Genomic DNA, 12,962 nt, shown 5'->3' with positions numbered 1-12,962 from the left:
AATGTAGGAATATAATATTTGATTTCATATTAGCCAAGCACATCAATAAATGCTTTAACTACATCAGGATCAAAGAGGGAGCCAGATGCACTAAAGAGTTCTTCTTTTGCTTTAGCTTTTGTTTTTGCCCAAAATTCAGTAGAAGGATTAACTGTTGTATCATAGTAATCTGCTACAGCAATAATTCGAGCTCCTAACGGAATATTGGCACCACGTAAATGTTTGGGATAACCAGAACCATCCCATTTTTCATGATGATAACGAATATAAGGTAAAATTTGTTGGCAGCAAGGATAGTTTTCAATCATATTGGCACCACTTGCAGCATGTTGTTTATACTTAGACATTTCTTGCTTATTAAGATATGGAGATTTTTGGATTAATGCATTAGGAACCATTAATAGACCCACGTCATGAAGTAAAGCTGCGTGACGAATCTGTTCAATTTCATTTAATGGTAAACCCATTTTAGCTGCGATGCTAACAGCATAGTTTGAAACCTGAATAGAATGTGTATAGAGATGATAGCTTTTCATTTGTATCATCTGTAAAAGTTGTGCGCTTATGGCTTCTAAACTGTCTTTCTCCAGTTCATACAAACCTGATGGTTGCATCAATGATAACATAAACATAATAAACCCCTCTAACTAACAAACTGAACATATGGTACAACCCCTCGTACTTATGTTCATATCGTACAACTTTAGGCCGTTCTAATTTAACAGTATACAAATTATACACCATAAATAATTTTTTGTGTATGATACGTATGTTCTTACAAATATGTTGTATTCATATTTGGCATACGAAAACTAATTGACAATTTAAGAATCCACTAGATATGGTACTTAAAAAATATGATTTTAGAAATATTAAAATATTATGAAGAATATTTTAGGTTTTCTATTCCAATTTTCTATACATCAACAAATAGGGGTTGCAAAATTTATTCTCATTGTTCTAAGAATTATACGATAGTATGTTTGGTAAAAAAATTATGTTTGCCTACTTAACTATATAATCAAATTTTTTTAAAATAATAGTAAAACTAGACATAAATACTGTTATTCTTTATAATACGTCTATACGGGTCTGTGGTTGAAAGTCGAGGCTAGTCGCAGGCAAAACGATCCACATAAGCAGCCCAAAGGGTTGTGAGCATGGTGCGGCTTAGGTGTAAGTCCTGCCGATAAAATCGAGAGAGGTAGTAGTGGGGAGTCTTGGACTTATGAGCGAACCTTCCAGCAGGCGAGTGTGGGGGCAAAGACCAGGTCAGCCGTATAGGGGCACATGAGGCTTTTCTCATGTGCTTTTTTTATACAGTTGTATATTATAAAATCTATAGAAAACCACTAACTATGGGAAAGTTTATATACATAACCGTAATATTTATACAAATAATGTATAAAATTAAAATATAAATATAGCGATTTTGCGATTGTATCTAAAATTATATACAAAATTATTGACATAATTATACTTAATCTATATACTATTATAAAGTAGTAGTAAGTTAAAATAATGAGGTTGATAATATGTTAAATAGCAAAGTAAAAAAAATAATTCTTGGCGGTTGTATGTTAGTGATGGCTGCTTCTTTAGTTGGTGGATGTGGTTCCTCTAATCAACCTACATCTAATAAACTTGTCGTTGGCACTAATGCTACATTTGTTCCATTTGAGTTTAAAGATGAAAAAACTCAAGATTATACAGGTTTTGATATTGAATTGATTCGTGCGATCGGTAAGCGTATTAATAAAGATGTAGAGCTAAAAAATGTAGCTTTTGATGCTTTGATTCCAGCTTTGAACACACATGATATTGATGTTGCTGCATCTGGTATGACTATTACAAAAGCGAGAAGTGAAAAAGTATTATTTTCTTCTCCTTATTATGAAAATGCCTTAGCAGTAGTATATAAAGATGGAACGGCTGTGAATTCTCTTGATGACTTAAAGGGTAAAAAAATTGCAGCCCAATTAGGTACTACTGGTGCAGATTTAGCTCATAAAATTGAAGGTACTACTGTAAAAGAATTTGACCATAGTAATGAAGCTTTGTTAGAATTACAAAATGGTGGAGTAGATGCAACTGTAATCGATTTACCTGTAGCTCAATATTACAGTACTAAGCATCCTGACCAACATATTAAATTTATGGCATATCCAAATACTAAAGAATACTTGGGCTTAGCAATTAATAAGGATAACAAAGCATTGCAAGAAGAAATCAATAAAGCAATTGCTGATATGAAGGCTGATGGTGAATTTAATACATTATATAAAAAATGGTTTAATGTAGATGCACCTGCTGATATGCCAGTAGTTTTAGAATTTAAATAATAGGAGAGATTATGAGTTTTAATTGGGGGTTAATTGCGGATAATTTACCGCTCTTGCTACAAGGTGCTCTAGTGACTGTAGAAATTACAGCCATGTCTGTAGGTTGTGGCTTTTTTATCGGTCTTTTAGTATCTTTAGCAAATTTATCTAAATTTAGATTAGTTAGATTGCTTGCAAAATGTTATGTAGATATCATTCGTGGTACACCATTACTGGTGCAAATTTTCCTAATCTATTTTGCCTTGCCTATGATTACAGGTCAACGGATTGATCCATATATTGCGGCTGTTACCGCATGTAGTATTAACTCTGGTGCTTATGTATCTGAAATTTTCCGTGCTGGTATTCAATCTATTGATAAAGGTCAAATGGAGGCCGGTCGTTCTCTTGGTTTAACTTGGGGACAAACCATGCGTTACATCATTATGCCTCAAGCTTTTAAAGCAATTATTCCTCCGTTAGGGAACGAATTTATTGCCATGTTGAAAGATTCCTCTTTAGTTTCTGTTATCGGTTTCGAGGAGTTGACACGTCGTGGTCAATTAATCATTGCTAAAACCTATGCATCCTTTGAAATCTGGGGTACGGTTGCTGTGATTTACCTTATTATGACAGTGACTATCTCACAATTAGTTGGATATCTTGAAAGGAAATATAGCATTAAATGATTAAATTAGAAAATGTACATAAATCTTTTGGTAAAAATGAAGTACTAAAAGGTATTAATTTACATATTGAACAAGGTCAAGTTGTTGTAATCATCGGTCCTTCTGGTTCTGGTAAAAGTACGGTACTGCGCACTATGAACTACTTGGAGGAACCTACATCTGGTAAGGTTATCGTAGATGGCATGGATCTTTCTGATAAGAAAAAGTTAAATGACGTTCGTGCTGAAGTAGGAATGGTTTTCCAAAACTTTAATTTGTTCCCACATATGACGGTTATGGAAAACCTTACCTTAGCACAAACTAAGGTTCGTAAAACATCTATGGAAGAGGCTAAGAAGATAGGTCAAGCTTTACTTGATCGAGTAGGTTTGGCGGATAAAGCCAACGCATACCCTGATTCTTTGTCAGGCGGTCAAAAGCAGCGTGTTGCTATTGCTCGCGCTTTAGCTATGAAACCAAAAGTAATGCTTTTTGATGAACCTACTTCAGCTCTTGATCCTGAAATGGTTAGTGAAGTGCTAGATGTTATGAAGTCTTTAGCTGAGGAAGGTATGACGATGGTCATCGTTACTCATGAAATGGGCTTTGCGAAAAAGGTAGCGGATAGAGTGTTATTTGTTGATGGTGGCTTGATTTTAGAAGATAATACACCTGAACGCGTATTTGATGCACCTACCAATGAAAGAACAAAATCATTCTTAGATAAAATTTTGTTAGATTAAATAATATAATTATAGGAAGCAAATTCTAGAATTAGAAATTGCTTCCTGTTTTTTTACATTAAATTTAACCTATCTATTTATATTATATATGTATAGCTTAATATCTATTAATATATTTGATAACCTTTAGAGTGAATTTATTAATTATAAAGAGTTTGTATAAAGATTTACAGGGTAGATTAATCTGAAAAACACGATTATTGCTATAAATATTTGTGATATAACAATAATTTATACAGTCATTTTTAAAAACAATAATTTTTAATTCACATATTTTTATGATTATAAAAATATACAATTAATTTATAGGGCTTATATAATTATTTATGACATGTATAGATATAGGGATTTTTGAGATTTACAGCAAATGATATTCTTATTTCTAGTGTTTGTATATTCATTAAAAATGTAAATATTGTTGTTTGATATTTTATACATGCTGTGTTATGATACACATATAGAGCAAGACAGTAAGACAATATATATATTTTTAGGAGGATGTTACCATGTTAGGTAAAGTAAAATGGTTCAGCGCAGAAAAAGGTTATGGTTTTATTGAACGTGAAGACGGTAGCGATGTATTTGTACACTACTCTGCAATCCAAGACGAAGGTTTCAAATCTTTGACTGAAGGTCAAAATGTAGAATTTGAGATTGTTGATGGAAACCGTGGACCTCAAGCCGCTAACGTTGTTAAAGCGTAACTACATACCAAAAAAATTATAAAAACAATATATAATTGGACCCCGATAGTATATACTATCGGGGTTTTTTGATTTTCTATATACATTTTATACATAATTCTACAAAAAATATAAAATTTTTAGATAAAAAAGAAGGAGTTTTACAGTTAGATGTAGAAATACTAAATATAACACGAGAGATAAGGTTATATAATACCACACACTCGCATCTCGTGGATGATTTTTAGAAAGGGTGTTGACTTATGAAAGTAGCAATTAGAGGAAAAAACATTGAAGTGACAGATGCCTTAAGAGCATATATCGAAAAAAGATTGAGTAAATTGACTCGTTACTTCGATGATGAGTTAGATGCACAAGCGGTTTTATCCGTTGTAAAAGATAAATCTACAATTGAACTTACATGTTTTGTTGATAAAATCGTTCTTCGTGGTGTGGAAACTAACGATGATATGTACGCAGCTATTGATTTAGTAGTAGATAAAATTGTTCGTCAAATCCATAAATATAAAACTCGTTTAGCTAAACGTTTCAAAAAACAAGAAGCTTTCCATCCTGAAGCTTTGGCAGCTCCTGTGGAAGAAGAAACTATTGAAGTTGTAAAACGCAAACACTTTGTTGTGCGCCCTATGGATGTTGAGGAAGCGATTTTACAAATGAATCTTATTGGTCACGATTTCTTTATGTTCTTTAATGCTGAAACTGAAGCGATGAACGTTGTTTATCGTAGACATGATGGTTTCTATGGTTTGATCGAGCCAGAACTTCAATAATATATAATGTCGGCTGAACTTAATCCTAACTCCTTTCTACTTTAAATCAGCCGATTATTATATTAAGGTGGATGACTTAAAATAGTCATCCACCTTTTTTGCAAAAATAATACTATAAATAATCTTGAAATGCCTTGAATTCTTTGACTATTCAAGGCTTTTTCGTTATAATAAGTTAGATAAAATAATGTAAGATGTCCCGTAGAGGAGTGATTTGTTTGTTAAGCTTTTTACAAAGGCTATTAGGCAATAATAACGCAAAAGAAATTAAAAAAATGCGTGCTATTGCAGATCATATTAATGAAATTGAACCTAATTATATTAAATTAAGTGATGCTAACTTAGTGGCAAAAACTGATGAGTTTAAACGTCGTTTACAAAAAGGGGAAACGTTAGACGACCTATTGCCAGAAGCATTCGCTGTAGTTCGTGAAGCATCTAAACGCGTTTTAGGCATGCGTCATTTCGATGTACAGTTAATGGGGGGCATTTGCCTGCATAATGGTAATATCGCGGAGATGCGTACTGGTGAAGGTAAAACATTAGTAGCTACATTGCCCGTATATTTGAATGCATTGACCGGTAAGGGTGTACACGTTGTAACAGTAAATGATTATTTGGCGACTCGTGATAGCGAGCAAATGGGACGTTTATATAATTTCTTAGGACTTTCCACGGGTCTTATTGTGGCTAATCTTGACTTTAATCAACGTAAAGAAGCCTATGCGTGTGATATTACATATGGTACAAATAATGAGTTTGGTTTTGACTATTTACGCGATAACATGGTAACCGATGTTGTTCAAATGGTACAACGACCATTGAATTATGCCATTGTGGATGAAGTAGACTCCATTCTTATTGATGAAGCAAGAACACCATTAATTATCTCAGGCCCTGGTCAACGTTCCACTGATAATTATTATAAATTGGCTAAAATTGTTCCTCACCTTATAAAAGATGAAGACTATGTTATCGATGAAAAACAAAAAACTATTGCCCCTACAGATTCTGGAATCGCAAAGGTTGAAAAAATGCTTGGCGTTGAAAACCTATATGATGCAGAAAATATCGAGTTGAATCATTTGCTTGGTGCTTCTTTGCGTGCCTATGCTATGATGCATCGTGATACAGACTATGTGGTTAAAGATGGTGAAGTTGTTATCGTCGATGAATTTACGGGCCGTTTGATGTTTGGACGCCGTTACTCTGATGGTTTACATCAGGCTATTGAGGCTAAAGAAGGTTTGAAAGTTGAACGCGAAAGCCAAACCTTAGCATCTGTTACATTCCAAAACTATTTCCGTATGTATGATAAATTAGCAGGTATGACAGGTACTGCTAAAACAGAAGAAAAAGAATTTATCGATATTTATGGATTAGAGGTTATACCAATTCCACCGAATAAGCCTTTAATCCGGATGGATTTGCCAGATCAGATTTTTAAAACTAAAGCTGCTAAATATCGTGCCGTAGTACGTAATGCAGTAGAACGCCACCAAATAGGGCAACCTATTTTGATTGGTACTACATCTATTACACAGTCTGAAGAACTTTCAGATATGTTGTTGCGTGCAGGTGTACCTCATAAAGTATTGAATGCTAAACATCATGAACAAGAAGCAGAAATCGTTGCAGCTGCTGGCCAAATGGGAATGGTAACAATCGCTACTAATATGGCTGGTCGCGGTACTGATATTACTCTTGGAGAAGGTGTGCCAGAACTAGGTGGGTTAGCCATTTTGGGGACAGAACGCCATGAAAGCCGACGTATTGATAATCAATTACGCGGACGTGCTGGTCGTCAAGGGGATCCTGGTTCTTCTCAATTCTTCTTATCATTAGAAGATGACTTAATGCGTATCTTTGGTGCTGACAATATTACAGGTATCATGGATAAACTTGGTATGGAAGAGGATGAACCTATCGAGCATTCTTTGATTACTAAATCTATTGAACGTGCTCAAAAGAAAGTAGAGGATCATAACTATAATATTCGTAAATATGTACTTGAGTATGATGATGTTATGAATCAACAACGTGAAGTATTATACGAACAACGACGCCGTATTTTACGTAACGAATCCTTGCGTGAAACAATTAATGAAATGATTGACAAGCTTGTTACCGAATCTGTAGATGCTTATGCTGATGAAAAGCTCTATCCAGAAGAATGGGATTATGAAGGTCTCTATAAACATTTAAGTCAATATTTCTTAACAGAAGAGATTATGTCTTCTCAAGATATGGAAGAATATAGTCGTCAAGACTTATTAGAACGCTTATTAGAAATTGCTCATGAAGAGTATCAAGATCGCGTTGATATGCTTGGAGAGGCTATGTTTAGTCAACTTGAAAAGGCGATTATGTTGCGCGTTGTTGATAATAAATGGATGGAACATTTGGATAATATGGATATGTTACGAGAAGGTATTGGCCTTCGTGCATATGGTCAAAAGAATCCGTTGGTAGAATATAAGTTTGAAGCTTTTGATATGTTCCAAAACATGATTGCAGCTATTCAAGATGAGACAATCATGGCATTATACAAAATTCGTGCACAATTGATTCAAGAAATCGAAGAACCAGTTGATCACTTAGAAGGTGCACAATCCCATCATGAAGATGTGTTGGAGCCACAAAACATAGATTAAGATTTGTGAATGGCACGTTGCTCAAAGGGATTTCCACTGGGCAACGGCCATTTTTCTATTTTGTTAAGGTAATAGTTTATTGATGTAATAGACTAATTAACTAAAGGTGGTGAACATAAATTGTTAGAAGATCTAAAACCGATTATTTCTAATTTAGAAGAACGTATTTATGGGATGAGGGATTCACTTTAACATCGCTCAAAAGGAAGACCGAATATTTACACTTGATGTACAGATGAGTGATCCTACATTTTGGGATAATCCAGATAAAGCTCGTGAGATTTCTCAAGAGGCCACACAATTAAAAAATGCTGTAGAAAGCTATAAGCAACTTGTTAGTGATATTGAAGATGCTAATGTGATGCTTGAAATGGCTATAGATGAAGATGATCTCTCCATGGAGAGTGAAATCAAGGAATATGTTAAGCAAATAGAAGAAACCTTGGAAAAGCAAGAAGTACTTTTATTGTTAAGTGGTGAATATGATGCAAATAATGCTATTTTAACATTTCATGCCGGTGCTGGTGGGACTGAGGCACAAGATTGGTGTTCTATGTTAATTCGCATGTACTTGCGCTGGGCTGAAAAATCTGGCTTTTCCATCGAGTTAATGGATGAACAACCTGGTGATGAAGCAGGAATAAAATCTGCTACATTCCTTGTTAAAGGTGAAAATGCCTTTGGTTACTTGAAGTCTGAGAAAGGTGTACATCGTCTCGTTCGTATTTCACCATTTGATGCTGCGGCTCGACGTCACACATCATTTGCTGCTGTCGATGTAATGCCTGAAATCGATGATACTGTGGAAATTAATATCGATATGAAAGACGTTCAAGTTGATACATATCGTGCTAGTGGCGCTGGTGGTCAGCATATTAATAAAACCGATTCTGCTGTTCGCATGACACATAAGCCGACAGGTATTGTAGTACAATGCCAAACACAACGTTCTCAAATGCAGAATAGAGAACAAGCTTTACGTTTGTTACGGGCGAAACTATTTGAGTTAGAGCTCGAAAAGCAAGCTGAACTTAAAGAACAGATTGGAGGTACCTACCAAGCAATTGAGTGGGGAAGTCAAATTCGTTCCTATGTATTCCATCCATATAATCTTGTTAAGGATCATCGTACTAGTGTAGAAACTGGTAATGTTCAAGCTGTTATGGATGGCAACTTAGACCCATTTATCGAAGGTTTCTTAAAAAAAGAGGCTAACTTAACAATTTAGGAGATACTATGAAAAAGTTTTTACTATTCCTATTAGTGCTAATTATTGCTCTTGTAGTGGCATCCCAATTTTTATTACCATCTTTTATTGGCTCTCGTATTGAAAGTCAATTAAATGAAACATTGAAACCAACGGCTCAAACAGTAAATGTTGAGGCTCAACCTGCTTTCAAAATTTTATATGGTGAGGTAGATCGTGTTTATGGCACTTTGGAGAATATTAAACTGGGTAAATTGAATTTTGCTAGCTTCCGATATGATGCTAAACAAATTCTTGTTAATCCAATTTCTTTATTAGCTAGTCAACAAATTGATATCGTTAGTGTTGGGACTGCTAGTATTGATGGGACTATTAATAAAGCTGATTTAGCGACTTTCTTAAGTAATGAAGCAGGTAGTGATATTCAAGACGTACAAGTTGACATTAGTAAAGATAATATCAGCCTAACCGGTAAAATGAATGTAGGCATGGTGTTTAAAGGAGATGTTAAATTAGATGGGAATTTAGAATTAAAGGGCAATACATTATTGTTTTCACCTAAAAAGTTCACCATAAATGGTGCTACAATTCCTGGTATGACATCTAATGTGTTAGAAAGTACTCAAATTTATGACTTCAACAATTTTCCAATTCCTGTAAAAGCGGAAAGTTTGACTGTTGATAATGGTGAAATTCTCATTAAAGTTAAACCTGTACTCAACTAGAAAGGATTTGTCGTGAATCATCGGAACACACAAAAAAGTAAGTACTCATGGATTCTTATACTTTGTATTATTATAGGTCTTTTATCTTCCTTATACTTAGTATTTGAACGCCATCAGATTGAGAAATCTCAAAATCATATTGAAAATATTGTAGACTATGATGCAGTTTTACGAGCCAGCGCCTTTGAAAAGCGTAGTCAACAAGAAGCTTTTGATGCATTACGTAATGCTGGTGTGACTGCTTTTGCTATTTATGATCGCACGTTAGAAAAAGCAAAAGATGCGGGCCAAGTTAAAGTATTAAGCTCTGAAGAGATGGACTCTGTTCGTGTTAATGGCGCTGCGATTAAACCTGGGGCGACTTATGTGGCATTAATTTCAGGTAAAGAAGGTTATTATAAAGAAATTCGAGAGGATTTATACCACCGTATTGGCAAGGACAAGGTGAAAGAGCTTAATACAAGTATTGGTCCTGTTCTTGAATTGTATGGTGCAACAGCAGATAGCTATGCAAAGATGAATCTTGGTATTTCAAAGTTGCAAGCACAAGAGGTTGCAGATCGTGGTTTCAATGTTATCGTTCGTCCAACAAACTATAGAAACGTAACATCTGAAGATATTCAATATGTATTTAAACGACTTGAAGGCATTCCTCATGTAACAGGGATGATTTTTGCTGGTAAAGAAGCTCTAGGTGCACCTAATTTAACGGATGAAACATTAGCATTACTAAATAAAAACCATATTCCACTAGTTGGTATCGAAGCTGTAAATCAGTTGCAGTATGAGCCACAACAAGGTTTCTTGGAAATGGCGGCCAAAAATAATTATAGTGTAGGTCGTGTGTATACTATCGCTAAAGAGGAGTTAAAGAAAATTACCCCTGAAGAAGCGGCACAACGCTTTTACATTAGTGATATAGAACGAAATATTCGTTTTAACTTGTTTCCGATGTATGAAACAGGTATAAATAATGAAACTGTTTTACAGACTACAATCAACTATATTAATATAGCTACAGAGAAATTGGCTGTAAAAGGTTATGAATTTGGTCCAGCGGATATTTATCCTGCTTATACACCAAATCCATTATTAGTAGTTATTACAATGATCGGGGCTATCGCACTTTTTGTATATGTTCTACAAATGATGTTACCAATGTCTAAGCATACGCAACTTGTGGCCTTTTTTGGCATTTCTTTGGCATCCATTGTTGTATTTATTCTTACAAGTGGTACCTTAATTACTCAAATATGGGCTCTATCTAGTGCTATTATGGCTCCTGTAGGTGCTATGATACGCTTGATGGAAGAGGGGCGCCGTTATGATGGTGCACGTCCATTAGGTGCCATTAAGTCTACGATTCTTGCCTTATTATATCTTGTAATTGCTGCATTATTTGCTGCTATTGGCGGAATGTATATCGCATCTTTATTGGGCAATACGAAATTCTTTATGGAGTTTGCTCTCTTTAGAGGTGTTAAGTTGACCTTTGTTCTGCCAATTATTTTAGTTATTATTGCGTACCTTCAACGATTCCCATTGTGGAACGGCCGCATGATTAATTCCAAAGAAGAAGCGAAAACATTTGTAGTGGAATTCTTAACTATGGATGTTAAATTATATGTATTCTTTATAATAGCAGCACTTGGTGGTGCAGTATGGGTATTTGTTGGCCGTAGTGGACACACTGCAGGTGTTCCTGTACCAGGCTTTGAACTTATGCTACGTCGTTTTCTTGAAAATACAATGTATGCGAGACCGCGTGAAAAAGAGTTCATTATTGGTCATCCTGCTTTAATGCTAGCTACCTTTGCGTTCATGCGTAAGTGGCCTACAGTAATTCATTTCTTGTTAACTCTAGCTGGTGTTATTGGCATTGCTTCGATGGTTGAAACCTTCTGTCATCTTAGAACGCCAGTGTTCATGTCCATCATGCGTGGTTATGATGGTTTGTTAATTGGCGCCCTTTTTGGAGTGCTTCTTATCATCGCAGTACGGTTTATGATGTACGTAACACAATGGTTCCAAGCTAGGGAGGTTGACCATGAGTAATATTGTTATCTCTGGTTATTATGGCTTTGGTAATGCTGGTGATGAGGCCATGCTTTGTGCTATTATCGATGCTATTCGTAAAGAAGAGGCTGATGCACATATTACTGTAATTTCTGGTAATCCTAAAGAGACTAGTAAAAAGCATAATATTAATGCTGTAGGTACATTTTCTGCATTGGGTATCTTAAAAGCAATTGCTCATTCGGATCTTGTTATTAGTGGTGGTGGTAGTTTATTACAAGATGCTACTAGTATTCGCAATACTTACTATTACTTAAGTATTATGGCGTTAGCAAAGTTGCTTGGGAAAAAAGTAATGCTATACTCCCAAGGTATTGGTCCTTTAAATCGTTCATCAACACGTCGTGCCGTTGGATTTGTATTGCGTTTTGTAGATACTATTACAGTTAGAGATTCTATTTCAAAGGATGAACTAGTTTCTTTGGGAATTGAAGATGTAGAAGTTACTGCAGATGCGGTATTGGCCATGCAACCAGCAGATCTTTCAATTGGCTCTCATATTCTGAAAGGGTATATATCTAAAATATCTGAAGCAGATGAACAACGTAAACGAATTGGTGTGGCGGTTCGTAGTTGGAAAGAGGATACAGAGTATAGAGAATCCTTAGCTAATGTATTGAGCAGATTACAAGAACAAGATAATGTGGAAATTATCTTTATTCCTATGTCACATCCTGAGGATACAAAAGAGGCTAAGATCATTGCCAGCTATATGCCGAATGGCGCTATTGTGCTAGAAGGTCCGTTCTCTACAGAGCAACAAGTGTCATTATCTGGAAATGTGGACCTCATGATTGGTATACGTCTTCACGCTTTAGTTTTTAGTTCTTTAATGGGAAAACCAGTTATTGGTATTTCCTATGATCCTAAAATTACAAGCTTTTTACATATGATTGGTCAAGAGCCTATTGGCACAATGACTCATTTGCGTGAAGAAGCCTTATATCAATGGTGTCATAAATTGTTGAATTCTCGTGAGGAGTATCAAGCATCTTATGATCGCATTGAATCATTGCGTGTAGATTCCCAACGCAATGCAGAAATTGCTATTTCATTACTTAAAGATTATTAATATATTGGATTTTATCCAGAAA

General features: G+C 35.1%; 11 protein-coding genes. 10 read left to right on the top strand and 1 reads right to left on the bottom strand.

What is annotated here, in order from left to right; translation table 11 throughout:
* Positions 1-29: 29 nt before the first annotated feature.
* A complete protein-coding gene (locus tag AAAT26_RS02975; RefSeq protein ID WP_004693025.1) occupies positions 30-632 on the bottom strand; it encodes an HD-GYP domain-containing protein in 603 nt (200 codons plus the stop codon).
* A gap of 903 nt (positions 633-1,535) precedes the next feature.
* Here AAAT26_RS02975 and AAAT26_RS02970 point away from each other — a divergent pair.
* The 10 genes from AAAT26_RS02970 to csaB all read left to right on the top strand — a co-directional run bounded on the left by AAAT26_RS02970 (position 1,536) and on the right by csaB (position 12,940).
* Positions 1,536-2,342: a basic amino acid ABC transporter substrate-binding protein gene (locus tag AAAT26_RS02970; RefSeq protein WP_024061785.1), complete on the top strand. Its 807-nt coding sequence runs from the start codon at positions 1,536-1,538 to the stop codon at positions 2,340-2,342.
* An 11-nt stretch (positions 2,343-2,353) separates the two neighbouring features.
* A complete protein-coding gene (locus AAAT26_RS02965) occupies positions 2,354-3,010 on the top strand; it encodes an amino acid ABC transporter permease (protein ID WP_004693053.1) in 657 nt (218 codons plus the stop codon).
* Entirely contained in the window at positions 3,007-3,732 is a 726-nt protein-coding gene (locus tag AAAT26_RS02960) for an amino acid ABC transporter ATP-binding protein (RefSeq protein WP_012864269.1), read from the top strand. The genes AAAT26_RS02965 and AAAT26_RS02960 overlap by 4 nt, the downstream gene beginning before the upstream one ends.
* Positions 3,733-4,238: 506 nt before the next feature.
* The gene (locus AAAT26_RS02955) at positions 4,239-4,436 is read left to right on the top strand and encodes a cold shock domain-containing protein (RefSeq protein WP_004693056.1); all 198 of its coding nucleotides are present in this window, start codon (positions 4,239-4,241) and stop codon (positions 4,434-4,436) included.
* Positions 4,437-4,678: 242 nt separating this feature from the next.
* A complete protein-coding gene (gene hpf / locus AAAT26_RS02950) occupies positions 4,679-5,206 on the top strand; it encodes a ribosome hibernation-promoting factor, HPF/YfiA family (protein WP_012864270.1) in 528 nt (175 codons plus the stop codon).
* 218 nt (positions 5,207-5,424) lie between these two features.
* A complete protein-coding gene (secA, locus tag AAAT26_RS02945; protein ID WP_012864271.1) occupies positions 5,425-7,860 on the top strand; it encodes a preprotein translocase subunit SecA in 2,436 nt (811 codons plus the stop codon).
* A 120-nt stretch (positions 7,861-7,980) separates the two neighbouring features.
* A protein-coding gene (prfB, locus tag AAAT26_RS02940) for a peptide chain release factor 2 (RefSeq protein WP_012864272.1) occupies positions 7,981-9,088 on the top strand; the annotation gives its coding sequence in 2 pieces (ribosomal slippage) (positions 7,981-8,037 and positions 8,039-9,088; 1,107 coding nt in all).
* A gap of 8 nt (positions 9,089-9,096) precedes the next feature.
* Positions 9,097-9,792, top strand: a complete 696-nt coding sequence (locus AAAT26_RS02935; RefSeq protein ID WP_012864273.1) for an LmeA family phospholipid-binding protein — start codon at positions 9,097-9,099, stop codon at positions 9,790-9,792.
* 12 nt (positions 9,793-9,804) lie between these two features.
* Positions 9,805-11,847: a DUF5693 family protein gene (locus AAAT26_RS02930; RefSeq protein ID WP_287508949.1), complete on the top strand. Its 2,043-nt coding sequence runs from the start codon at positions 9,805-9,807 to the stop codon at positions 11,845-11,847.
* A complete protein-coding gene (gene csaB / locus AAAT26_RS02925; protein ID WP_004693157.1) occupies positions 11,840-12,940 on the top strand; it encodes a polysaccharide pyruvyl transferase CsaB in 1,101 nt (366 codons plus the stop codon). The genes AAAT26_RS02930 and csaB overlap by 8 nt, the downstream gene beginning before the upstream one ends.
* Positions 12,941-12,962: the final 22 nt, after the last annotated feature.

Origin of the sequence: Veillonella parvula, assembly GCF_040094895.1 — a bacterium.
GTDB lineage: Bacteria > Bacillota > Negativicutes > Veillonellales > Veillonellaceae > Veillonella > Veillonella parvula_L.
This window is presented reverse-complemented; position numbering and strand designations above follow the sequence as displayed.

Bases quoted from the DNA above. Each gene is read 5' to 3' on its own strand.
- csaB (WP_004693157.1), top strand. From the start codon at position 11,840: ATGAGTAATATTGTTATCTCTGGTTATTATGGCTTTGGTAATGCTGGT.
- AAAT26_RS02970 (WP_024061785.1), top strand. From the start codon at position 1,536: ATGTTAAATAGCAAAGTAAAAAAAATAATTCTTGGCGGTTGTATGTTA.
- AAAT26_RS02960 (WP_012864269.1), top strand. From the start codon at position 3,007: ATGATTAAATTAGAAAATGTACATAAATCTTTTGGTAAAAATGAAGTA.
- hpf (WP_012864270.1), top strand. From the start codon at position 4,679: ATGAAAGTAGCAATTAGAGGAAAAAACATTGAAGTGACAGATGCCTTA.
- AAAT26_RS02955 (WP_004693056.1), top strand. From the start codon at position 4,239: ATGTTAGGTAAAGTAAAATGGTTCAGCGCAGAAAAAGGTTATGGTTTT.
- AAAT26_RS02965 (WP_004693053.1), top strand. From the start codon at position 2,354: ATGAGTTTTAATTGGGGGTTAATTGCGGATAATTTACCGCTCTTGCTA.
- AAAT26_RS02935 (WP_012864273.1), top strand. From the start codon at position 9,097: ATGAAAAAGTTTTTACTATTCCTATTAGTGCTAATTATTGCTCTTGTA.
- AAAT26_RS02975 (WP_004693025.1), bottom strand. From the start codon at position 632: ATGTTTATGTTATCATTGATGCAACCATCAGGTTTGTATGAACTGGAG.